Origin of the sequence: Bacillus sp. J14TS2 (assembly GCF_018333015.1) — a bacterium.
Taxonomy (GTDB): domain Bacteria; phylum Bacillota; class Bacilli; order Bacillales; family Bacillaceae_C; genus Lederbergia.
In genome coordinates this window covers 34331-58028 of record NZ_BORE01000021.1, presented here as the reverse complement: position 1 = coordinate 58028, position 23698 = coordinate 34331, and the positions used below count along the sequence as shown (strand labels likewise).

General features: G+C 39.3%; 21 protein-coding genes. All 21 read left to right on the top strand.

Features of this window, described 5'->3' with window-relative positions; translation table 11 throughout:
- The first annotated feature begins 186 nt into the window (after positions 1-186).
- Positions 187-1485, top strand: coding sequence for a resuscitation-promoting factor (locus KI375_RS23820; RefSeq protein WP_212975879.1), 1299 nt, complete (start codon positions 187-189; stop codon positions 1483-1485).
- A 240-nt stretch (positions 1486-1725) separates the two neighbouring features.
- A complete protein-coding gene (rnmV, locus tag KI375_RS23815) occupies positions 1726-2283 on the top strand; it encodes a ribonuclease M5 (RefSeq protein WP_212975878.1) in 558 nt (185 codons plus the stop codon).
- Positions 2283-3164, top strand: a complete 882-nt coding sequence (gene rsmA, locus KI375_RS23810; RefSeq protein ID WP_212975877.1) for a 16S rRNA (adenine(1518)-N(6)/adenine(1519)-N(6))-dimethyltransferase RsmA — start codon at positions 2283-2285, stop codon at positions 3162-3164. The genes rnmV and rsmA overlap by 1 nt, the downstream gene beginning before the upstream one ends.
- Before the next feature lie 92 nt (positions 3165-3256).
- Complete coding sequence (gene yabG, locus KI375_RS23805) at positions 3257-4117, top strand: sporulation peptidase YabG (RefSeq protein WP_212975908.1); 861 nt, start codon at positions 3257-3259, stop codon at positions 4115-4117.
- 401 nt (positions 4118-4518) lie between these two features.
- Positions 4519-4788 (top strand): biofilm formation stimulator Veg, encoded by a 270-nt coding sequence (gene veg, locus KI375_RS23800; protein WP_207452987.1) that lies wholly within the window; start codon positions 4519-4521, stop codon positions 4786-4788.
- 346 nt (positions 4789-5134) lie between these two features.
- On the top strand, positions 5135-5320 hold the full coding sequence (locus tag KI375_RS23795) for a small, acid-soluble spore protein, alpha/beta type (RefSeq protein WP_207452986.1): 186 nt from the start codon (positions 5135-5137) through the stop codon (positions 5318-5320).
- 525 nt (positions 5321-5845) lie between these two features.
- Positions 5846-6697, top strand: coding sequence for a 4-(cytidine 5'-diphospho)-2-C-methyl-D-erythritol kinase (ispE, locus tag KI375_RS23790; RefSeq protein WP_212975907.1), 852 nt, complete (start codon positions 5846-5848; stop codon positions 6695-6697).
- A gap of 321 nt (positions 6698-7018) precedes the next feature.
- Positions 7019-7852, top strand: coding sequence for a pur operon repressor (gene purR, locus KI375_RS23785; protein ID WP_212975876.1), 834 nt, complete (start codon positions 7019-7021; stop codon positions 7850-7852).
- A 44-nt stretch (positions 7853-7896) separates the two neighbouring features.
- Entirely contained in the window at positions 7897-8274 is a 378-nt protein-coding gene (locus KI375_RS23780; RefSeq protein WP_374706902.1) for a RidA family protein, read from the top strand.
- A gap of 141 nt (positions 8275-8415) precedes the next feature.
- The gene (gene spoVG, locus KI375_RS23775) at positions 8416-8709 is read left to right on the top strand and encodes a septation regulator SpoVG (RefSeq protein ID WP_207453015.1); all 294 of its coding nucleotides are present in this window, start codon (positions 8416-8418) and stop codon (positions 8707-8709) included.
- A 415-nt stretch (positions 8710-9124) separates the two neighbouring features.
- Positions 9125-10498 carry a bifunctional UDP-N-acetylglucosamine diphosphorylase/glucosamine-1-phosphate N-acetyltransferase GlmU gene (glmU, locus tag KI375_RS23770; protein WP_212975874.1) on the top strand — a complete coding sequence of 458 codons (1374 nt, stop codon included), beginning with the start codon at positions 9125-9127 and terminating at the stop codon, positions 10496-10498.
- Positions 10499-10511: 13 nt separating this feature from the next.
- A complete protein-coding gene (locus tag KI375_RS23765; protein ID WP_212975873.1) occupies positions 10512-11471 on the top strand; it encodes a ribose-phosphate diphosphokinase in 960 nt (319 codons plus the stop codon).
- Positions 11472-12080: 609 nt separating this feature from the next.
- Positions 12081-12620, top strand: a complete 540-nt coding sequence (locus KI375_RS23760; protein WP_212975872.1) for a glycerol-3-phosphate responsive antiterminator — start codon at positions 12081-12083, stop codon at positions 12618-12620.
- A gap of 227 nt (positions 12621-12847) precedes the next feature.
- Positions 12848-14182: an ABC transporter substrate-binding protein gene (locus tag KI375_RS23755; RefSeq protein WP_212975871.1), complete on the top strand. Its 1335-nt coding sequence runs from the start codon at positions 12848-12850 to the stop codon at positions 14180-14182.
- 189 nt (positions 14183-14371) lie between these two features.
- The gene (locus KI375_RS23750) at positions 14372-15751 is read left to right on the top strand and encodes an ABC transporter substrate-binding protein (RefSeq protein WP_212975870.1); all 1380 of its coding nucleotides are present in this window, start codon (positions 14372-14374) and stop codon (positions 15749-15751) included.
- Positions 15752-15939: 188 nt separating this feature from the next.
- Positions 15940-16566, top strand: coding sequence for a 50S ribosomal protein L25/general stress protein Ctc (locus KI375_RS23745; protein WP_212975869.1), 627 nt, complete (start codon positions 15940-15942; stop codon positions 16564-16566).
- Between the two features lie 544 nt (positions 16567-17110).
- Positions 17111-17671 (top strand): aminoacyl-tRNA hydrolase, encoded by a 561-nt coding sequence (pth, locus tag KI375_RS23740; RefSeq protein WP_212975868.1) that lies wholly within the window; start codon positions 17111-17113, stop codon positions 17669-17671.
- A gap of 70 nt (positions 17672-17741) precedes the next feature.
- The gene (fin, locus tag KI375_RS23735) at positions 17742-17972 is read left to right on the top strand and encodes an anti-sigma-F factor Fin (RefSeq protein ID WP_207452975.1); all 231 of its coding nucleotides are present in this window, start codon (positions 17742-17744) and stop codon (positions 17970-17972) included.
- 376 nt (positions 17973-18348) lie between these two features.
- Complete coding sequence (gene mfd, locus KI375_RS23730; RefSeq protein ID WP_212975867.1) at positions 18349-21864, top strand: transcription-repair coupling factor; 3516 nt, start codon at positions 18349-18351, stop codon at positions 21862-21864.
- A 210-nt stretch (positions 21865-22074) separates the two neighbouring features.
- Positions 22075-22611: a stage V sporulation protein T gene (gene spoVT, locus KI375_RS23725; RefSeq protein ID WP_207452973.1), complete on the top strand. Its 537-nt coding sequence runs from the start codon at positions 22075-22077 to the stop codon at positions 22609-22611.
- 256 nt (positions 22612-22867) lie between these two features.
- Complete coding sequence (locus KI375_RS23720; protein ID WP_212975866.1) at positions 22868-23698, top strand: AraC family transcriptional regulator; 831 nt, start codon at positions 22868-22870, stop codon at positions 23696-23698.

Sequence of the window (23698 nt, the reverse complement as noted above, 5' to 3'; positions counted from 1 at the left end):
CATTTTGGGAAATACCCGTTTATTCTACAAACTTTGCCCCTTTATATAAAGGAATTGTCGAGAACTTTCTCTTTCTTTTTTAAATCTATCTGTGCATAATAGGTTTTACCTTATGAAAGAGAGAGAGGGGGTTGACAATTACACACCTTTGTGTGAAACTCTCGAAGAAGAAGGAGGAGTGCTTTGATGAACGCAACACCTAAAAAAAGTTTTACTTTTTCATCAATGACACGTAAGAAATTAGGCATGTTAATTGCTAGTTTCATTGTTTTTTCGGCTACTTTGAGCATACTTACGTATGAGGGGACTAAGAAAACTGTGGCCCTTACAATAGACGGGGAGGAAATGACAGTTAAAACCCATGCTAGCACCGTGGGAGATATTCTAGATGAGCTTGAAGTTCCGGTAAAAGATACGGATTACTTATCTCATTCGAAGGATACAGCTGTAAAAGACCATCTAAAGGTGGTATGGGAAAAAACAAAGCGAGTCGCTGTGAAGATTGATGATGAAGAGAGTGTATACTGGACAACAGCTGAAACAGTAGATGATTTCTTGGATGAAGAGAAAATTGAAATCAATGAACATGATGAAATTGACTTTTCTATGCAGGATGCTATACAAGATCAGTTGGAGCTAAATATAGATCGCGCCTTTCTTTTAACTCTTCAAAATGGGAAGAAAAAGGAAGACGTTTGGACTACTTCGACTACGGTCGCTGACCTTTTAAAGCAACAAGACATTGAGCTTGGTGATTTGGACCGTGTAGAACCGAATTTAAAAGAAGACGTGGAACCTGAATCAGTTGTAAAAATTACCCGCGTTGAAAAGGTCACCGATGTGGTGGAAGAGTCTATTGATTATGCGCTTGTAACCAAAAAGGATTCGGATCTGGAGCAAGGGACTGAAAAGGTTGTTCAAGATGGAAAAGAAGGTCTCTTGAAAAAGGAATATGAAGTAATAAAAGAAAATGGCAAAGAAGTAAAACGTAAACTCGTGACAGAGGAAACTGTGAATGATAGCCAAGACAAGATTGTGGCTGTAGGAACGAAAGTGTTAGTTGCGCAGGTGTCACGCGGCAAAGAAAGCAATACTACTTCTACAACAAGCAATAGCGCTTCCAACAGCACTCCAGAAAAAAGTGCTACGAAAAAAGAAGCCACGAATGAAGAAGCTGCTGCTGCCCCACAAGAGGGAAATGAGATTACAATGAGTGCAACAGCATATACAGCTGGTTGCAATGGTTGTTCTGGTGTCACGGCTACAGGAATCGATTTGAAATCAAATCCTGATGCAAAAGTCGTTGCTGTTGATCCAAGTGTCATTCCCCTAGGCTCCAAAGTATGGGTGGAGGGTTATGGGCATGCAATTGCAGGTGACACGGGTGGTGCAATCAAAGGAAATCGTATTGATTTATTTGTCCCAGATAAAGATCAAGCCTATCGCTTTGGACGGAAAAACGTGAAAGTACGGGTATTGAATTAAATAGATCTAATGAGCAGAGAATTAATTTCTCTGCTTTTTCATGTTAAGAAAATATTTTCTTAACATTTTTGTCCTTTTTGGAAAGGAAAGTTATAATTTAAAAAGCAATTCCTTTAAAAGACGATTATCTTTTGTTCCACTGGCATGATCCAAAAGATAATCGTCAGGAAGATAGGGGAAAACTATCTTACTATATAAGACGTATTAGAATCAAAAACGTTTCACTTTTTTGGAGGAAAAATGAAAATAAAAGAAATAATTGTTGTAGAAGGTAAAGATGATACCCGAGCTATCCATAAATCAGTTGATGCAGATACGATTGAAACGAATGGTTCTGCCGTAACTCGAGAAACGATTGAGAAGATTAGACATGCACAGGAGGTAAGGGGTGTAATTGTTTTAACTGATCCCGATTTTCCAGGTGAAAAGATCCGAAAAATCATTTCTGAACAAGTGCCAGGCTGTAAACATGCTTTTATTGAGAAGCAAAAGGCCATCGCTCATAATGGAAAGGGCCTCGGTGTGGAGCATGCATCCGTAGAAGTGATCCAGGAGGCATTAAGAGAGGCGCAGCCAATGTTAGAGGCGCAACCAGAGGTCATTACCAAAGAGGATCTCCTAGCAGCGGGCTTGATCGGGGAGCCAAGATCAAAAGAACGAAGAGACAAATTGGGCCGATTATTAAAAATTGGTTACACAAACGGAAAACAGCTTCACAAACGTTTAAGAATGTTTCAAATTACAAAAGGTGATTTTGAACAGTCACTGGAGCGGATTTTTCAAGAGGAGCGGACATAATGCAAAAGGATATTGCTACTCCGATACGGACAAAGGCAATTTTAAATAAATATGGTTTTTCATTTAAAAAGAGTTTGGGACAGAATTTCCTAATTGATCCAAATATTTTAAGAAACATTACCGAGGTAGCTGGTTTAACAAAGCATTCAGGTGCTATAGAAATTGGCCCAGGGATTGGCGCTTTGACTGAGCATTTAGCGAGAACGAGCAAGAAAGTCCTGGCATTTGAAATTGATGGGCGTCTGTTGCCGATTCTGGAAGATACGTTATTTCCTTATGCAAATGTTGAGATTCTCCATCAAGACGTGCTAAAGGCCAATCTGAAGGCTGTCATTGCGGAGAAATTTGCAGAGGTACAAGATCTCATGGTTGTGGCGAATCTGCCTTATTACGTAACGACACCGATTATTATGAAGATATTGGAAGAGCAGCTTCCTTTACGGGGGATCGTTGCTATGTTGCAAAAGGAAGTGGCTGACCGAATTGCAGCAAAGCCAGGAACAAAGGAATATGGTTCTTTGTCGATTGCCATCCAATATTACACAATACCTGAAACGGTGATGATTGTTCCTAAAACGGTTTTTATGCCGCAACCGAATGTGGATTCCGCTGTGATCCGCTTGATCAAAAGAACACAGCCAGTTGTTCAAGTATTGAACGAAGAATTCTTTTTTGATGTCATACGTAAATCTTTTGCACAAAGGCGTAAAACAATTTTAAATAACTTATCAAGTGGATTTGGAAAAGATAAAAAGGAATGTATTCTAACTGCTTTGCATAAAACAGATATTGACCCTAAAAGACGTGGTGAAACACTCACAATCGAGGAGTTTGGGAAATTAAGTGATTCCTTATGGGCATTTGTCAATCCAAATAGTTAATTCGTTACATGCACGTGGCAAGCAAACCGTGCATAGCCTAGTAGATAACGAATGCTTATTTTTTGGAGTTGACGACTGTGGTAGAAGTCAATATGATTGTAGGTCGCGCGTCTTATAAATGTGACATTGTTTTTAGAGTAACAGATATCATTGAGGTAGACGGGAAAAAGGTTGCTATTTTATATGGAGAAGATTATCGGCTAATCGCAGATGCACCGCTTACCGATCTTCTTCCAATGGATGAATCGGATCGATTGAAAAGATCGACAACTGTTCGCTCTCTTGAAGATCAATCTTTGGAGTTATTTCGGCAAGATCTAGACTTATTAATGCATGAGCAGGAGTTTAAAGCGACACAAGGGTATCGCCAGGATTTTCAGTATTTCCAATTGCCAGGACGTATTCTCCATCTCGATGGAGATCGTTCCTATTTAGAAAAATGCCTGCATTTATATGAGGAAATAGGTGTCACCGTATATGGTGTTCACTGTAATGAAAAGGAAATGCATCATCAGATAGGAGATTTATTGGATTACTATCGCCCGGACGTTCTAGTCATTACTGGACATGACGCTTATTCTAAAGCTAAAGGAAAAAAAGCTGATTTAAATGCTTATCGGCATTCAAAATATTTTGTTGAAACAGTGAAAGAGGCTAGAAAAAAGGTGCCAAGTCTTGATCAATTAGTTATTTTTGCAGGGGCTTGCCAATCTCATTTTGAATCGCTTATACATGCTGGAGCTAATTTTGCTAGTTCACCACAACGGGTCAATATACATGCATTAGACCCTGTCTATATTGTAGCTAAAATTTGTTATACCCCTTTTATGGAAAGAATCAATGTCTGGGATGTTTTACGCAATACTTTAACAGGTGAAAAGGGGATAGGCGGAATTGAAACAAAAGGTGTGTTACGAACTGGAATGCCTTATAAGCCTGTTGTAGATGAATAACTTTTTGAGCAGGTGGATGAACAAGGGATAGGTAGACCCACGCCGTGTGGGCCTCCGTCCACATGTCTCTGCCGTTTTGATTACATCGCGATAGCCTCCACTTAGCGCATTGCTTGAAGTGGGGGACTTTTAAACATTATCTTAATGCATCCACTCGTTCTGCACAATATCGAGGAATTTTCCTCTTTAAACGCCATTTTCCCCCTTTTTAATCGGTATACTTACGCACAATAAAATTTTACATAACTTTTAAAATTAGGTCCATACTAAAAATGTAGGAAAATGGGCGATATTGTAGATAAAAAAGTGTTGACAACTCAATGTAAAGACTGTTAAAATTAATGATTTATTTGACCATTTTTTCATCTTGTGTTATAATGAACATTAGTGAGGTGGAATCAATGCCAAAAACATTAGCAAGCATTAAACGATCTCTTGATTCAAATTTAGGAAGAAGATTAATGTTAAAAGCCAATGGCGGCCGCAGAAAGACAATTGAACGTTCTGGGGTTTTGGCAGAAACTTATCCATCGGTTTTTGTCATCGAATTAGATCAAGAGGAAAATTCATTTGAACGTGTTTCCTATAGCTATGCAGATGTACTTACTGAAACAGTTGAACTAACATTTTTTGAGGATACAGTGGGAAATTTAGCACTAGGACAGCAGTAAACAATATTGTTTACTGCTGTTTTTTATTAAAAGATAAGAAAGCATAAAATTTTTCTTAAGATTGCTTTAAGGATGGGCAGTTGTTGTCCAGCTCCAGGCGCTATTGGCTCGAAGTTCGCAGGTGCGAGTCCATCGGCGTTGCAACATACAGGATGTACAGTGCAGATGTAGAGATTGTCATCGCAATCTGAGCCTGTTGCCCGGACGTTGCGAACATAGCCGATGTTCTGCATATTAACCTGGTCCAATGAAAGGTAAAACACGCTTTTCTAGATACCACTACTATCCAGGATAAAATTCTCTCTCGATGTTCACAATATAAAGGCGGGTAAAGGAGGAGTTTGTTTTGGGTCGTAGAAAAGGGATCATGTCTGATCAGATGAAAGAAGAGTTGGCAAAAGAACTGGGATTTTATGATGTTGTCCAGAAAGAAGGATGGGGCGGAATAAAAGCCAGGGATGCAGGGAATATGGTGAAAAGAGCCATTGAAATTGCTGAACAACAAGTTTCTAATAAACCTGATAATTTATGATCTGAACTGCCTTGAAGCAAAATACAAATTCCCGTAGCCGGAGCCATGTGCTTCGGCTTTCTTTATCCTTTAAAGAGTGGTGAATGATTCATCTGCAGAAAGAGAAGTTCAAAAATCCTTTCTTATTTATGTTATGTTAAAATAAAGTATCTAGCGTCCTACGTCACAATTTGGTATGATTTATTTTATGCAAATGAACGTAGAAATGATAGCGTGATTCTTACTATGTGGTAAGAAGGTATTTAAGTTTGGTGAATACTGGATCTAACTCTAGTGCCTAGCCCCGAGAAGCTCAAAGGATGTGAGTTCATCGGCGTTGCGACAGGATGTCGCGCCTTTAGCCGATGTTCCGCTTAATAATCTAAGCCAATAAAAGTCAAAACCGGACTTTTCTTGTCTCAGAACATTTGCTTGTCGGAGGGCAACAGGATGTTGGTTAGAAAGGCGTTGAACTTAGCCTTTCTTCCTATGCCAGGTGCCTTGCGCTTTTCAATAAACAGACGGGAAAATAAGCAGGTGAATTTCATGTTGATAAAAGCACCAGCAAAAATTAATTTAACCCTTGATATACTAGGTAAACGATCAGATGGATATCATGAGATCGAAATGGTCATGACGACCATTGATTTAGCTGACCGCTTAGAGTTGGTTTTATTAGAAGAAGATCGAATTGAAGTGGCGTCACAAAGTCGCTATGTTCCAGATGATCAACGAAATTTAGCTTATCAAGCGGCTAATTTGCTGAAAAAGAGATTTCAAATTCAACAGGGTGTAAAAATTTCAATTGATAAGGCAATACCTGTAGCTGCCGGACTAGCTGGTGGAAGCAGTGATGCGGCGGCTACTCTTAAAGGGCTTAATGAAATTTGGGGACTTCATCTTTCGACCGATGAATTGGCTCAGATTGGTTCCGAAATCGGTTCGGATGTTTCCTTCTGTGTACATGGAGGGACGGCATTAGCGCAAGGCAGAGGAGAGAAAATCTCCCCCCTCCCAACTCCCCCTAATTGTTGGGTTATTTTAGCTAAACCAGAAATAGGTGTTTCCACAGCAGAAATATACAAGAATGTGAACATGAAAAATGTTGTTCATCCAAATACAAAAGGCATGATAGCGGCTTTGAATGAGCAATCCTATGAGGGGATTTGTAACCAACTAGGAAATGCACTCGAAGACGTCACATTGAAAATGTATCCAGAAGTGGCTTTGATTAAAGAGCAAATGGAGAAATTCGGAGCAGATGCCGTATTGATGAGCGGGAGCGGTCCTACCGTTTTTGGCCTTGTCCAGCATGATTCAAGGCTTCATAGAGTGTATAATGGTCTGCGCGGATTTTGTAGTCAAGTTTTTGCCGTACGATTATTAGGGCATAAATAAAAGATATCGAAAATTAGATTACCTAAAACAAGTTAAATCTTGTTTGTATCCGTACGATCATGTATATTTGTTATATGATTATTCGTATTTTAAAAAGATGGAAAAGTAACACCAGACTAACTAGTATTTAATTAGCTCAATGCTTAGTAAGCCTTGGGTTCCATCCTATGGACAAGTCAACATTTTATTTTGCTGCTGGCGTTTGCTCCAGAGACGTGCTGCTGCGTGTTTCGTTGCTATAGTGTTTTCCTTGACATAGAACCCAAAAGTTTTCACTTCTAAGTAGGTATCTGCTTTTCCAATTGTGCAGGAGGGTAAAGAATGAAATTTCGTCGCAGTGAGCGATTGGTAGATATGACTTACTATTTAATGAATCATCCACGGGAACTTGTGTCATTGACCCACTTTTCAGGCTTATACCAGGCAGCAAAGTCTTCTATCAGTGAGGATTTGGTGATTATAAAAGAGACCTTTGAAAATAGAGGAATTGGTACTCTTCAAACTGTGTCTGGAGCTGCTGGTGGGGTTAAGTTTATTCCGAAAATCAAACAAGAGGAAGCGGAGAAATTTATTCAACATTTATGTGAGTCCATTGCAGATCCCGATCGCTTGCTTCCTGGCGGTTATCTATATATGACCGACTTATTAGGGGATTCGCAAATTTTAAATGAAGTAGGAAAGTTGATGGCATCAGCTGTATCGGATTTAAATATTGATGTGGTGATGACAGTAGCGACAAAGGGTATTCCGATTGCTCAGGCCGTTGCCCATCATTTAAACGTCCCTTTTATTATGGTTAGAAGAGACAATAAGGTAACAGAAGGTTCAACTGTGAGTATTAACTATGTTTCTGGATCTTCCAAACGTATTCAAATGATGTCACTTTCAAAGCGTAGCCTAAAGGAAGGGTCTCGTGTTTTAATCGTTGATGATTTCATGAAAGCAGGAGGAACGATTAATGGGATGGTTGACCTTCTCAAAGAGTTCAATGCAACGGTCGCTGGGATTGGCGTACTAGTGGAATCAGAGTATCAAGAGGAACGATTGGTTAACAAGTATATATCTCTTGCTAAGTTGGCCAATGTCGATATGAAGGAAAAGAAAATCACTGTCACAAAGGGGAATTACTTCTCTGGACAAGTGGATTTTTTATAAAAATATAAAGAGTTTCATTTTATATAGGGAAAGGGAGAGGATTCATTATGAAAATTGTATCGACTAATCAGGCACCTGCAGCGATTGGTCCTTATTCACAAGGGATCGTTGCGAATCAACTGTTTTATAGTTCAGGTCAAATCCCTTTGACTCCGGAGGGGGAAATTGTTGCTGGTGGAGTTGTGGAACAGACTCATCAGGTCTTCCGGAATCTTCAAGCTGTATTAGAAGAAGCAGGTGCATCGTTGGAGACAGTTATAAAAGCGACTGTTTTTATTCAAAACATGGATGACTTTGCAACAATTAATGAGGTATATGGAGATTATTTTTCATCTCATAAGCCAGCCCGTTCTTGTGTAGAAGTCGCAAGACTCCCGAAGGATGTATTGCTAGAAATTGAAGTGATTGCTCAAGTAAAATAGAGTTCGCCCCTTCTTCTTCCACCTTCTTTAATAAAATAAGTTTACAAATTTTAAAAAAATTTGGGCTATAAAGAAGGAGATTCAAAATTTATGTTGAATACATACGTATGTCGATCTTGGGAGAAGAAGGTGGTGAGCACAATGGAAGTAACCGACGTGAGACTACGACGTGTAAACACGGAAGGTAGAATGAGAGCGATTGCATCGATCACTCTAGATGAGGAATTCGTCGTACACGACATACGTGTTATTGACGGTAATAACGGATTATTTGTGGCAATGCCAAGCAAGCGCACTCCAGATGGAGAATTTCGGGATATTGCTCATCCGATCAATTCGAGTACTCGCAGCAAAATCCAGGATGCCGTATTGGCTGAATACCATCGTTTAGGAGAAGTTGGAGAACCAGAATTGGAAGAAGCTGGAGCCTCTTAAACAGATAAATTTTGATTGGTGAACCCTGCCTTTGTGCAGGGTTTTTGTTTCGTCGATAAGGACTATGGTCATCAGTTCCATGCCAAATCCCCTTCCAAATTTCCCCTATTTCTGCTAATCTCTTTCTTATTTCCCCAATCATGATTATACTAAACATATTGTGTTATTTTTTAGAGGAAGTTCAAAAAGTCCGGTAAAAATGACACTTCGACTAAATACCGGCACGTCCTGTGTCGAACGTCGAAGTCACCACACCACGTGCAAGTTTAGTTGACTTGCTTTTCCTTCGTGCGAATTGGTCCTTTTTATCCTCTTTTTTGAACACGTACTTTTAATAGAAGTATTGGATTTCTTGAAAAATACTAGTAGATAAGATATATTCAATAATGGAAAAAAGGTTATTGGAGGTCCGTTTATGGCGAATAGATTTGCTGTAATTCTTGCAGCAGGACTCGGGACCCGAATGAAGTCGAAATTTTATAAAGTACTTCATCCGGTTTGTGGAAAACCGATGGTAGAACATATTGTAGATAATATTGCGAAGCTTCAAGTAAGTAAAACGGTGACCGTTGTTGGACATGGGGCAGAGCTTGTACAGACACAGTTAAAAGAACGAAGTGAATTTGTGATTCAGGAACAGCAGCTTGGCACAGCTCATGCTGTGATGCAGGCCAAAGAGTTATTGAAGGATAAAGAAGGAACCACGCTTGTCATTTGCGGTGATACTCCTCTTATTAGTACGGGTACTTTAGAAGCATTATTTGCAGCACATGATCAGCAGCAAGCAAAGGCAACGATTTTAACTGCCTATGCAGAGGATCCAACAGGATACGGCAGAGTCATCCGCAATCATACAGGTCAAGTTGAAAAGATTGTAGAACATAAGGATGCCAATGAAGAAGAAAGAAATGTAAAAGAAATTAACACGGGAATGTTTTGCTTTGATAATCATGCATTATTTGCAGCGCTTGAAGAAGTTTCGAATGATAATTCCCAAGGCGAGTATTACTTAACAGATGTCATTGAAATATTGAAGGCTAAGAATGAAGTCGTTTCAGCTTTCCAAACAAATGATTTTAATGAAACAATGGGTATTAATGATCGTTTGGCCCTTTCTCGGGCAGAGAAGATTATGAGAACAAGAATTAATGAGAAACATATGGCAAATGGTGTGACAATCGTGGATCCCGCTAATACGTATATTGATACAGATGTGGAAATTGGGATGGACACCATTGTTCATCCTGGAACGGTGATGAAAGGCAAGACTGTGATTGGGGATGATTGTCAGATTGGGCCAAATAGTGAGTTAGAAAATGCTATCGTTGGTTCTAATACGAACATTCGTCAATCGGTTGTTCATGATAGTTCGATTGGCTCTCATGTTAATATTGGTCCTTACGCACATATCCGACCACAATCAACCATTCATGATGAAGTGAAGATCGGTAATTTTGTTGAGCTTAAAAAGGTTGACTTTGGTAAGGGAAGCAAGGCTTCACACTTAAGCTATATTGGTGATGCTGAAGTGGGTTCTAATGTGAATCTAGGTTGTGGGTCTATCACAGTAAATTATGATGGTAAGAACAAATTTTTAACAAAAATTGAAGACGACGTTTTTGTTGGGTGTAACTCGAATCTTGTCGCTCCTGTCACGATTAAAAAGAATTCCTATATCGCCGCAGGTTCTACTATTACAGATGATGTACCTGAAAAGGCCTTATCGATTGCACGTGCTAGACAGGTTAATAAAGAAGACTATGTCAAGAAACTAAATTTGGATAAATAATTGGAGGCTCAAAATGTCAAATCAATATCTTGACCCAAGCTTGAAAATTTTTTCATTAAGTTCAAACCGTGCATTAGCGCAAGAAATTGCTGATGTTGTAGGATTGGAACTGGGGAAATGTACGGTCCATAACTTTAGTGACGGTGAAATTCAGATTAATATTGAGGAAAGCATACGTGGCTGTGATGTCTATGTTGTACAGTCAACATGTTCCCCAGTTAATCATAATTTAATGGAACTTTTAATTATGATTGATGCTTTAAAAAGAGCTTCCGCAAAGACAATTAACATTGTTTTACCTTATTATGGTTATGCACGTCAAGATCGTAAGGCTAGAGCCAGAGAACCAATTACAGCAAAACTTGTTGCCAATCTAATTGAAACAGCAGGGGCTACTCGCCTTATTACATTAGACTTACATGCACCACAAATTCAAGGCTTCTTTGATGTTCCGATTGACCACTTAATGGGTGTGCCAATCTTAGGGGACTATTTTAAAGCAAAGAATTATTCAAAGGATGAAATCGTCATTGTTTCTCCTGACCATGGTGGTGTTACACGGGCTAGAAAACTTGCGGACCGTCTGAAGGCGCCAATTGCGATTATTGATAAGCGACGCCCGCGTCCAAATGTTGCGGAAATTATGAATATCGTTGGGAATGTAGATGGTAAAGTCGCTATCTTAATTGATGATATTATTGATACAGCGGGAACCATCACTCTTGCTGCAAAGGCACTTGCAGAAAATGGAGCAAAAGAAGTGTATGCATGCTGTACACATCCTGTTTTATCAGGACCGGCTATTGATCGGATTGAGAGCTCTAATATTAAAGAATTAGTAATTACAAATTCTATTGCTCTTCCAGAGGAAAAGAAAATTGATAAGATTAAAGAGCTTTCTGTTGCTTCTCTATTAAGTGAAGCCATTATCCGTGTTCATGAAAATCTCTCAGTTAGCACGTTATTTGATTAATTGTTTGAAATTTAATTGAAAGAAAGGATCAAAACCTTGTTTTTAGGTTTTAGGTCCTTTCTTCCTCTATCTTTATTTATAACGCTTAAAAGCCCAATTGACAGTGAAAATGGATATAGAAAAATGCGAATAAAAGCATCTATAAAAAGTGACTGACATATGGACATTTGGGTGGAGACTATGAGAAAACCCTAATTGGACAAAGGATATGCTTGCATTTTGTGCTGATCCTTTCTTCAATTAGGGTTTTTTTGCTTTTCAAAACAATAAAATCCTAGTTGTGGGTAAACTTGCATGATGTCGTGTTCGATGTCTAGCTCTAAGCGCCATCGATGTGAGGCTCGCTGGAGCAAGTCCATCGGCGTTACGACGTACAGGATGTCAGTTGAGTCGGCGTACTTTCAGCTGATGTTCTACTTTAACCTGGGCCAAAGATAGGCAAAGAATGCCTATCTTTGGCCCAGAACATTTAAGGAGATGTTAGAGGAGGGGATAGCAGATGTGACATCCTCAATACTAGTTTTAATCTTGCTGAAAAAGAGAGAGCCATGCGGGAGCAATAACTAACAGAATGTTAGGATATTTATTTTGAGATAAAGGAGCAGCTATATGTTTAAACAACCTTATATCTATACAATAACAAATTGGGACCAGGCTGACGAATGCCTGAAATCATCTTATCAGACCGTCTTTTTATTAACTGGGAAAATGATGGAATTACCAGAGTATGTTTATCATTTGCAAAATGCAGGCAAGACCGTATTTGTCCATGTTGACTTTATTACTGGGATTGAGAGCCATACACAGGATGGTATGAGTTATGTTGCTGAAGTGATTGCGCCAGATGGTATTATCAGCACACGGAGCCAATCAATTATCCAAGGTAAGAAAAATGGATTAAAAACGGTTCAGCGTATTTTTCTTATTGATACACATGCAATGGAAAAGGCGATTGAGACAGCGATTAAAATTCAGCCAGATGCTATAGAGGCGATGCCAGGCTTGATGCCGCGTGTGATTAAGGAGCTAGTCAATAGCGTCCCTTTTCCTGTGGTGGCAGGAGGTTTGTTCAAAACAAAGGAAGAAATGAACGCAGCTTTGCAGGCAGGAGCAGCAGCTGTTTCAGCTAGTCATATCAGTGATGATTAATAAAATATAAAAAAGGACTTGAATTTGTAAACGATTTCAACGATAATGAGTAATAAGATTTTCGGCGCGGGAATCTAGCGCTAATTATATTAGTTTAATAGAATAATAAAAATCCGGGTGGAGACGAACTGAGACAACCCTAATACGAATTGATATTTGTCAATTCGTATTAGGGTTGTTTTCTGTTTTCCGGATAAAACACAAAACGATGAAGGGATTGAGGGGTAATGAAGAAATCACTAGTTGTTTATCTTGGTTTCATGGTTCTGGTATTAATCGGATGTCAGAACGGTGCTCAAGACACAAGTGGGGATGATAATGATGCAAATGAAGCAGAAGTAGTGGATGAATCTGTATTCGATGAACCTGTTACATTAACGCTTTGGAATAAGGCGATGGGGATTATTGATCAGGAAATGGCCGATGAGTTGTTTGCGCCAGCTCTTGAAAAGTATCCGAATCTTTCGATCGAGATGTTGAAAGATGTCAATATCGAAGAAATGATTGCATCGGGTAAGGTGCCTGATTTGATTGCAACCAGTAATTATAGCTTATTAGAGCAGATTGACATGGAGCTTGCAGGAGATATGTCCGAATTTTTTGAGACAAGTGGTCTTTCTCTCGACCAGTTTAACCCGGCTATTGTAGAAAACTTGAATAGTTTTGCGGAGCTGACAGGGAAGCCAGGAGCTATTTATGGAATGCCTGTTTCTATGAACCAAGGAGTCCTTGCCTATAATAAAGATATTTTTGATCAATTTGGCGTTTCTTATCCAGAGTCGGGGATGACATGGGATGAGGTGATCGAGCTGTCTAAACAAGTGACAGGAAATGTCGGAGGAACAGATTATATTGGGTTCTCTCCAGGAGGGCCGCAAATTATGTCCCGCCCAAGATCCCTGCCAGTTGTCGATGAAAATGACAAGGCAACCATCAATACACCTGAATATCAAGAGATTTTTAGACAGCTTGAACAGTTATACCAGATGCCCGGGGTTGTAAACGAGGAACAGTATAATTATAATTTCAATTTTTTCATGGAAGAGCGGCGCTTGGCGATGGTACCATATTGGTTTGCTGCCTTTACAAGTCGGATTCCTATCATGGAGGAAACTGGAGTAAACTGGGGCCTTACAAGCTTTCCGACAACATCTGAGCATCCAGACCTTGGAAGGGAAATTGACTATCATTTATTTTTAGTGCCTGAAACAGCCGAAAATCGTGAAGCGGCAATGCTCGCAGTGGCAGAGCTTGTGACAGAGGAGGCGCAAACATATCTTGGGAAAGAGGTACTGCGTTTGAGCGTCCTTGATAATGAAGAAATTCGTGGGGCTTATGCAGAAGGAGCGGGTTTATATGAACAAGATGTACTCGATGATATATTTTCTGTTGAGCCAGCCCCAACGCCAACACCGACACGGTATGATGCTGATATTTACTCTGTTTTAGGAGAAGCCCAGCGCAAGCTTGCGATTGACAAAGTAGATATTAATACGGTTCTCCGCGAAGCGGAAGAAGAAGCCGATAAAAAAGTCCAAGAGTTACAAGAAAAGGAGAATTAATCTGATGAGATAATTGTTTAAGGACCATGTTCCTTTTGAGCTGATTATATTGCAATAAACTTCAATTCAAACAACAGCAAAAAGGGTGCACCACTCTTCGGTATATAGAGTGGAGGTCCTGTCTGGAATATATTTTGATATAAAAGCGTTAACCAATGGCGCTTACTTTTAATGGAGAGAGGGAAGAAGATGCCTACATCTTTTAAACCAATAAAATTACTTGTTCTTTTAGGATTGATAGGAATCGTATTAATGGCTTGTTCAAACAATAATGGTAGCAGCGGCGCGTCAGAAATTATTGCCCCTGATTTACAAGATGATTCTGCAGAATCATCGCAAGAAGAAGCAACAAATGAAGAAGAACCCGTTGTGATCACGATGGTGGATCGCTGGGATGAGGAGCGAATGCAGGATCGAATGGGGTTAGTGAACCATAAGATGGATCATGTGTCACTTCAACATATTCAAAGTGATGTAACGTCTGAGAACCTGCAGGAGGTTATGGCTAGTGGTGTAACCCCTGATATTATTACAGGCGGAGGGGTGCATATATTAGAAGATTTAGATATGCTACTTCCTTTAGATGATTTAGTTGAACAGTTTGATTTTGATTTAGACAGTCTTGACCCTGGGCTTGTGGCATATATCAGAGCGCTGGATCCAGCTGGAGAAGGGCGATTAATTGGTATGCCGGATGGAACGGGTTATGCCACACTATATTACAACAAAGAAATCTTTGATCTGTTCGGGGTGCCTTATCCCGATCCAGAAGAGAGTATGACTTGGGACGAATTACTTGATTTAGCGCGAGAAATGACAGGAGAACGGAATGGAATCAATTATATTGGTTTGCAGTTAAGCGGTAGCGACTCTGTTCGCGGCTCTTCCATCTCTTTGCCACTCCGTCAACTAGCCATTAATGCGACTGATCCTGAGACTGGAGAGTCTCTTGTGACAGAAGACCCGCGTTTTAAGCAATACTTTGAATTGCTTTATGAATATTATCGAATTCCTAGTATCTACGAGTGGCAAAAGGATCATGATGGCAATATGTTCCAGGATAATATGGCAGCTATGGCAATTGATTGGCAATCTTTCTTAACTGGGGAATATGGAGAAATGGAGTATACAAGAGAAAATATTGAAATTGCTCCACAGCCAGTTTGGAAAGAGCAGCCAGATACGGGGCATTATCTCGGCACGACACCAATGATGATTAATAAGCATAGTGACAATATTGAGCTTGCTTTTGAAGTGTTGATGGAATACGTCTCGAAAGAAAACCAAACAAGAAGGGCACGTACGGCAGCTGGTGGGCCGGCTTATATTGATGCAGATCTGGAAGCACAATATGGGCAGGATGATCCGGGCTATGAAGGCAAGAATGTCCTAGCATTTTATCAGCGGACACCAGCCGAATACGAACAAGTTAGCCGTTGGGATTCATTCGTTAATTATGATGAAACAATCTTGAAATTAGCAGAAACAGACATTGATGTGAATTCAGCATTAAGAGAACTGGAAGAAGAGATCAATGTTGCTGTTGAAGATGCGAAAGCCCAGCAATAAAATGTTTGAAAACGAAATCTAATTGTGTTCATACTGCTTTTTCTAGAAGGCTAAGACTTACTTTTTAATTCCGCATATTCAGAGTATTTCTGAATTTGAAACCTTTTCATTAGAAGTTTATTTTCTAATGTGGTAGGGTATAGATAGAAGTATAGTATTTTGAATAATTGCGAGAGGTCGTGTCATTAATGGAATCAGTTTTAGCTGCAAATCGTCGTGAACACGGACGTCGTTCACAATTAACAGAAATTCGCGAGCGTGGAGATATACCCGCCGTTGTATACGGTTACCGAGTTGAAAATACACCTATTTTCATCAATAGCATTGAATTTATTAAAACGATGCGTGAGGTCGGAAGAAATGGTGTTATTGCTTTAAATCTAGATGGAAAGAAAACCAATGTTATTCTGCATGAATATCAACAAGATCCAATTAAAAATGAAGTAACACATGCCGATTTTCTAGCGGTTGATATGAAACAAGAAATGGATGCTCTTGTGCGTGTTGAACTAGTTGGGGAAGCGGAAGGTGCTAAGCAAGGTGGCGTCACCCAGCAAGTCCTGTACGAACTAAGTGTGACAGCAACACCAAGCAATATCCCAGAAGTTTTCGAGGTGGATGTTACGGATCAACAAATCGGTGACACTATAACAGTGGGAGATATTAAAGATAAATATAATATCACGATTAATCATGAAGAAGTAGAAACAATTGTCACTGTACAGCCACCGAGAGAAGAAGAGGAAGAATCTACTGATTCAGATACTCAAGCTGAACCGGAAGTCATTGGTGAAGACAAGTCTTCTGAAGAATAATATAAACAAGGATTTTGATTATATAAAAGTGAGACTGCGCAGCCGAAGCAAGGCTGCGCTTTATCGCTGTGCTCTTTTAAAAGTTTAAGAAAGATAAAAGATTTGGCTAATGGCGGATCTACCTTGAACCAAGGTGCTTACGCTTTCGTTCAAAGATAAGAAAGCATAAAGTCTTTCTTAAGATTGCTTCGAGGCTCGCAGGAGCGAGTCTATCGGCGTTGCGCCAGGACGGCGCGAATTTAGCCTTTCTTCCTAGTTCAAGGCGCTTGCGCTTTTGTTCTTGTTAAGGAAACTATAAAATTGTTGCTTGTGGATAACTGTTTACCTTGTGGTTGGTGTCTAGCTCCAGGCGCCATCGGCTCGAGGTCAAATAACCTGAGCCAATGAAAGGCAAAGAACGCCTTTCTTTGTCTCAGAACATTTTCTTGTCGCCGATAGGCGGGCGCCTTGCGCTTTTCTTGTTAAAAAGGCAGTTCTCTTAGGAACGACTTTCCTGTATAATAAAGGGAATGGTCATTGTGTGATATATTGGAGTGTATAAAAGATGAAATTAATTGCTGGATTAGGAAATCCGGGTCGATCATATAATCGAACAAGGCATAATATTGGCTTCGAAGTGGTAGACCACTTGGCTGATCGATATGGTATCCCGCTAACAAAAGCAAAATTTAATGGGGTGTATTCTTTGCTTCATCATAATGGAGAAAAGATTCTTCTTGTAAAACCTCTCACCTTTATGAACTTATCGGGAGACTGTATCCGCCCTATGATGGACTATTTTGATATAAAGCAAGAAGATTTATTAGTGATTTATGATGATTTAGATTTACCGGTAGGGAAGATTCGTTTACGACAAAAGGGAAGTGCTGGTGGCCATAATGGCATAAAATCAATGATTGCCCATTTGGGTACACAAGAATTTAACCGAATTCGCGTGGGGATTAATCGTCCGCCTACGGGCATGACTGTACCGGATTATGTATTAGGGGAATTCCATAAAGAAGAATGGCAATACATGCAGCCTGTGATTGATAAGTGTGCGGATGCTTGTGAGGCTTGGTTTGAAAAGCCCTTTCTTGAAGTGATGAATCAGTTTAATATCTAATGATGAATAACTCTTTACAAACCTGTTCATACTATATGAACCGATTGTTTTTGTAAGGAGGCGCATTTTTATGAAGGTTCAGTATTTTTGCCGTCATTGTGCTACAGAAGTAGGGAAAATTGATGGTGAACTACTTACCGAGGAAGAATTAGGTATTCATCAATTAAATGAAATTGAAAGACAAGAAATGATCACTTATAGTGGAAATGGAGATATCCAAATTCAAACTATTTGTGAGAATTGCCAAAAGGCTTTTGAGAAAAATCCTGATTTGCATCAGTATGACTTTTTTATTCATTAAACGCTTTGGACTGTTATCCAAAGCATTTTTCTGTTAACAAAATCAGTTTTTTTACATTTAGTACTTTATACATTTAGCATTTGGGCTAACAAGGGCGCTAGTTTGGATTTAGCTCCAGTGTCTAGCCCTACGAGGTCAAATAACCCTGAACCTATGAAGGGAAAAAGCCTCTTCCCAGGTTCAAGAACATTTGCTTGTCGGAGGCCAACAGGATGTTGGTCAGAAGGGCGTTGCGACGTACAGGAGGTACTAGTGCAGACGAAGCGACAGGACGTCGCGTTTGCGTCTGCCGCCAGGACGGCGCGAATTTAGCCTTTCTTCTTACATCAAGGTGCTAGCGCTTTTGTTCAAAGCTTTTTAGAAAAAGGAGTAAGGTATGGAAGCATTAACAAATTTAATTTCACAACAAACAGAAATACAATCAATTTTATCAGGAATAGATGAGAATTTAGAAGAACAGCTTGTTTCAGGATTAACTGGTTCTGCAAGATCCGCCGTTATTGCATCTGTTGCGAATAATACAGAGAAGTCAATCATTGTCGTGACACATAATCTTTTACAAGCACAGAAGATATATGAGGATTTGCAGCAATTAATGGGTGAGGAACGTTTATTTCTTTATCCGGCTAATGAATTGATTGCCGCAGAAATTGGTATCGCAAGTCCTGAGCTACGTGCGCAACGAATTGAGACCCTGAATTATATGGCATCTGGTCAGCCTGGTGTTTTTGTTGTGCCTGTTGCAGGTCTGAGGAGAATTTTGCCTACTCCAACTGAATGGCAGAAGCATTTACTGGCTATTGAGGTCGGCGGAGAATTAAATGTAGAGAAAGAGATACTACGATTTGTAGAAATGGGATATCAACGGACAGATATGGTAAGTGCTCCAGGTGAATTTAGTATGCGTGGGGGAATTATTGATATTTACCCATTAACTGAAACAGATCCGATTCGAATTGAATTGTTTGATACAGAAATAGATTCTATTCGAACCTTTTCTTTGGAAGATCAACGGTCAAAGGAAAAGAGAGAAAGGATATTGATCGGCCCTGCTACTGAATCACCTGTTGGCAGCGCACAACTAAAGGCGATTGCCACAAAATTGGAAGAGTCCCTTGCCAAGTCTTTAAAAAAATTGAGAAGTCAAGATGCAAAGGAAAAAATGGCAGAGAAGATTGGGTATGACTTAGAACAATTGCGGAATGGGCAGAAGCCAGAGCAATTTTTCAAGTACTTGTCTTTTGATTATGATCCAGCAGCAAGTTTACTAGATTATCTTTCTACCAATGATTTACTTATCTTTGATGAGATGAGTCGTATTCAAGAAATGAATGAAAGATTGGAAAAGGAAGAAGCAGAGTGGTATACATCCTTATTAGAACAAGGGGAAATGGTGCACGATGTTCCTGTATCATTCCAGTTCTCAGAATTAATGACTACCCATCGATCACAGCCTAAAATTTATCTTTCAATGTTTTTGCGCCATATAGCGAATACCAATCCACAAAATATCTCCAATATTTCTTGTAAACCAATGCAAAACTTCCATGGTCAAATGCATGTGTTAAAGGGAGAAGTAGATCGCTGGCATCATAACCAATATTCCGTTATTTTTTTAGCTCCTAACCAAGAAAGAGCCGAAAAGCTACATTCGGTTTTAGAGGATTACGAAATAGAAGCAGCCGTTGTAAAGGAACCCTCAATAAGGGACTCCGGAATTCAAATTATGATCGGTTCACTGACGACAGGTTTTGAATTACAAGGATCCAGAATGGCTGTTATTACGGAAGAAGAAATTTTTAATAAAACAACAAGAAAAGTAAAAAGAAAGCAAAAGTTATCAAATGCTGAACGAATTAAAAGTTATTCTGAATTACAAGTAGGCGATTATGTTGTTCATGTTAATCATGGGATTGGAAAATACCTTGGTATTGAAACACTTGTCATTAATGGGGTGCATAAAGATTATTTGCATTTAAGGTATCAAGGCAGTGACAAGTTATATGTACCTGTAGAACAAATTGACTTAGTGCAAAAATATGTCGCCTCTGAAGGAAAAGACCCTAAAATCTATAAATTAGGCGGCAGTGACTGGAAACGTGTTAAAAAGAAAGTGGAAACATCTGTTAAAGATATTGCAGATGATCTGATTAAGCTATATGCAGAAAGAGAAGCGGCCAGAGGCTATGCTTTTTCGCCAGATGGTGATATGCAAAGAGAGCTAGAAACCTCTTTCCCTTATCAGGAGACAGAGGATCAGTTGCGTTCTATTGTGGAAATTAAGCGAGATATGGAGAAGGAAAGACCGATGGATCGACTTTTATGCGGAGATGTAGGCTACGGAAAAACTGAAGTCGCCATTCGAGCAGCTTTTAAAGCGATTATGGAAGGAAAACAGGTCGCGTTTCTTGTGCCAACGACAATATTAGCCCAGCAACATTTTGAAACAGTGAAAGAGAGATTTCAAGACTATCCTATCAATATTAGTTCCCTTAGCCGATTCCGAACGAGAAAACAACAAACGGAAACAACAAAGGGCTTAAAAAATGGAACGATCGATATTGTAGTTGGAACACATCGGCTTTTATCTAAGGATGTTCAGTTTGCAGACTTAGGGTTATTAATTGTGGATGAAGAACAACGTTTTGGTGTAACCCATAAGGAAAAATTGAAACAGTTAAAGGCTAATATTGATGTATTGACCCTTACAGCAACGCCAATCCCAAGAACTTTGCATATGTCAATGCTGGGAGTACGAGATTTATCTGTTATCGAAACACCACCGGAAAATCGCTTTCCAATCCAAACATACGTGATGGAGTATAATGGCTCCCTTGTCAAGGAATCAATTGAACGGGAACTTGCCAGAGGAGGCCAAGTCTATTTCTTATATAATCGTGTCGAGGATATCGAGAGAAAAGCAGAAGAAGTCTCTTTACTCGTACCTGATGCGAGAGTGGCCTATGCCCATGGGCAGATGACAGAGACAGAATTAGAATCAGTGATTCTTAGCTTTCTTGATGGAGAATTCGATGTATTAGTAACAACAACGATTATTGAAACAGGTGTAGATATCCCAAATGTGAATACATTAATTGTTCATGATGCTGATCGGATGGGTCTTTCCCAACTCTATCAATTAAGAGGACGAGTCGGGCGTTCCAATCGCGTTGCTTATGCGTATTTTACGTACAGAAGAAATAAAGTGCTGACAGAAGTCGCAGAAAAAAGATTACAATCAATTAAGGAATTTACCGAATTGGGTTCGGGCTTTAAAATTGCTATGCGAGATTTGTCAATTCGAGGTGCCGGAAATCTGTTAGGATCTCAGCAACATGGATTTATTGATTCAGTAGGTTTTGATTTATACTCACAAATGCTGAAGGAAGCGATTGATGAGCGCAGGGGCGAGATTACTCAACAACAGCCGCCGGCATTTGAAGTGGAATTAGAACTGGATGCCTATATTCCGGATACTTATATTAAGGACGGACGCCAAAAAATTGAGATGTACAAACGTTTTAGAAACATTGATACATTAGAAGAACTTGGAGAACTGCAAGAAGAAATGATTGATCGCTTTGGCGATTACCCAGAGCAGGTCGAATTATTATTTACGGTGGCTGAAATGAAAGTATATGCAAAAGAGGCCAAACTGGAATCGATCAAACAATCCAAATCCGAAATTGCTATTCACATGTCAGAGACAGGTACAGGTGAAACCGACGGCTCGAAGGTATTTAAGATTTGTAGCCAATTTGGCAGAAAAGTGGGTCTTGGTATGGATGGCTCTCAATTAAAAATAACCATCCAAATCGGGAAAATGAACCAACAAGAATGGCTGGAAATGGTTAAGAAAATAATGAAAGAACTAAAAACTGCTAGTCGTTGATATTACAAAATAAAACATTTTTGCATACCCCGACCAAAAAAATAAGTGAATTTATGAATAGAACTTTTCATCTGAAAGATACTAAATTTAACAACCGTTGGAAATGAAAGCAAAATAGCAGAGACACTTCCTTAATTGGTAAAGATTTGCCAATCATGACTATCGGATTGTGTTTCTGAAAATCATCAGATGAAAGTGAGGCAACATAAGATGAAAGCAACTGGTATCGTTCGTCGAATCGATGATTTGGGAAGAGTGGTTATCCCAAAAGAAATCCGCAGGACCTTAAGAATTCGAGAGGGGGATCCACTTGAGATCTTTGTGGATCGAGACGGCGAGGTTATTTTGAAAAAATATTCACCTATTAGTGAATTGGGGGATTTTGCTAAGGAATATGCAGAAGCCTTATTTGAAAGTCTAGGCAGTTCTATTTTAATTTGTGACCGAGACAGCGCCATTGCTGTTGCTGGAATTTCTAAAAAGGACTATTTGAATAAACATAATGGTGAAGTGATTGAGAGATCGATGGCGGATCGTACTTCCCGGATTGAAAAAAATGCCGGAAATACGATATTAGTGGAAGGAAATCAAGAGGAACTTACCTCCTATGCTGTTTCACCGATAATTGCGAGCGGTGATCCGATTGGCGCGGTCGTTATCTTCTCTAAAGATCGCACAATTGGCGAAATTGAACAAAAATCCGCCGAAACAGCCGCCAGCTTTTTAGCAAGGCAAATGGAATCTTAATACGAAAAGCGAAAGCGCCTGTCCAGCGACGTACAAATTTAAAGGCTTCTGACGAGATAAAGGAAACACGATGAACTTGAAGGGTGAATCGATGTTGACTTATCGTAGGAAGAAGCCGTAAATTTGCTAGTCACTAGGCGCTGTAGCTAGACAATAAGAAAAACGCAAAACAAACTTCGGGTCCTCCTTAGTCGATTGTTCGACGAAAAGAGGACCCTTATTATTTCGGTTATGTCCGAAGGGGAGACATTTGATTTTGAATAATTTATACGAATACATTGAAATCAATCAAAAAAAGTCCATTAAATTCTTTTCATTTAAAGCAAAAGATACAGAAAGAATTATTCCTATGCATTGGCATCATAGCCCTGAATTTATTTTTTGCAGAGAAGGTAGCTTAAAAGTTTGGTATGAAGGAAGAAAGGTTATTATGAATAGTGGTGATCTGCTATTTATTAATTCGGACACACCACATTCTACCCAAAGCATTACCCATAATCATGTGTCTATTATACAGTTCCCGGAAAATTTTCTTAAGGAAGAAAAGGTCTCAATCCAGTTAAGTACTTGTGAAAGCCATGAGCAATCTGAAATATTAGATGAAATTAGACAGCTTATAATCGACATTAAAGCGTATCATTTATCGCAGAATGAGTATGACTACTTAATGGAACGCAGTAAAGTACTAAACTTAAAATATTTGCTGATTACCCATTTTGCTTCTAACAATAACGAAAAAGATAAACATCAGGAACGAAAGCAATTAAAGCAGCTTGAAATTGTTGTAGAGTATTTAAAAAAACACTATAAAGAAAACCCTAGTCTAAAAGAAACAGCCTCTGCTTGTGGTTATTCAGAAGCCTATCTCTCGCGTCTATTTCATTCAATCACTGGACAGACATTCTTAGATTTCAAAAGAAACCTTTGTTTAGAAAAGGCCATTGTGCTTATGGATACGACTGATAAGACACTTACACAAATTGCATATGAATCAGGATTCTCAAATGTAAAGTCATTTAGGAACTATTTCCAATTAACCATGAACATCAATCCTAAACACTATAAAAGGTCAAAAAATGACCCTTAA

What these genes read in the sequence shown, in the direction of transcription:
- KI375_RS23820 (WP_212975879.1), top strand. Translation starts at nt 187, where the DNA reads ATGAACGCAACACCTAAAAAAAGTTTTACTTTTTCATCAATGACACGT.
- rnmV (WP_212975878.1), top strand. Translation starts at nt 1,726, where the DNA reads ATGAAAATAAAAGAAATAATTGTTGTAGAAGGTAAAGATGATACCCGA.
- rsmA (WP_212975877.1), top strand. Translation starts at nt 2,283, where the DNA reads ATGCAAAAGGATATTGCTACTCCGATACGGACAAAGGCAATTTTAAAT.
- yabG (WP_212975908.1), top strand. Translation starts at nt 3,257, where the DNA reads ATGATTGTAGGTCGCGCGTCTTATAAATGTGACATTGTTTTTAGAGTA.
- veg (WP_207452987.1), top strand. Translation starts at nt 4,519, where the DNA reads ATGCCAAAAACATTAGCAAGCATTAAACGATCTCTTGATTCAAATTTA.
- ispE (WP_212975907.1), top strand. Translation starts at nt 5,846, where the DNA reads ATGTTGATAAAAGCACCAGCAAAAATTAATTTAACCCTTGATATACTA.
- purR (WP_212975876.1), top strand. Translation starts at nt 7,019, where the DNA reads ATGAAATTTCGTCGCAGTGAGCGATTGGTAGATATGACTTACTATTTA.
- spoVG (WP_207453015.1), top strand. Translation starts at nt 8,416, where the DNA reads ATGGAAGTAACCGACGTGAGACTACGACGTGTAAACACGGAAGGTAGA.
- glmU (WP_212975874.1), top strand. Translation starts at nt 9,125, where the DNA reads ATGGCGAATAGATTTGCTGTAATTCTTGCAGCAGGACTCGGGACCCGA.
- KI375_RS23765 (WP_212975873.1), top strand. Translation starts at nt 10,512, where the DNA reads ATGTCAAATCAATATCTTGACCCAAGCTTGAAAATTTTTTCATTAAGT.
- KI375_RS23760 (WP_212975872.1), top strand. Translation starts at nt 12,081, where the DNA reads ATGTTTAAACAACCTTATATCTATACAATAACAAATTGGGACCAGGCT.
- KI375_RS23755 (WP_212975871.1), top strand. Translation starts at nt 12,848, where the DNA reads ATGAAGAAATCACTAGTTGTTTATCTTGGTTTCATGGTTCTGGTATTA.
- KI375_RS23750 (WP_212975870.1), top strand. Translation starts at nt 14,372, where the DNA reads ATGCCTACATCTTTTAAACCAATAAAATTACTTGTTCTTTTAGGATTG.
- KI375_RS23745 (WP_212975869.1), top strand. Translation starts at nt 15,940, where the DNA reads ATGGAATCAGTTTTAGCTGCAAATCGTCGTGAACACGGACGTCGTTCA.
- pth (WP_212975868.1), top strand. Translation starts at nt 17,111, where the DNA reads ATGAAATTAATTGCTGGATTAGGAAATCCGGGTCGATCATATAATCGA.
- fin (WP_207452975.1), top strand. Translation starts at nt 17,742, where the DNA reads ATGAAGGTTCAGTATTTTTGCCGTCATTGTGCTACAGAAGTAGGGAAA.
- mfd (WP_212975867.1), top strand. Translation starts at nt 18,349, where the DNA reads ATGGAAGCATTAACAAATTTAATTTCACAACAAACAGAAATACAATCA.
- spoVT (WP_207452973.1), top strand. Translation starts at nt 22,075, where the DNA reads ATGAAAGCAACTGGTATCGTTCGTCGAATCGATGATTTGGGAAGAGTG.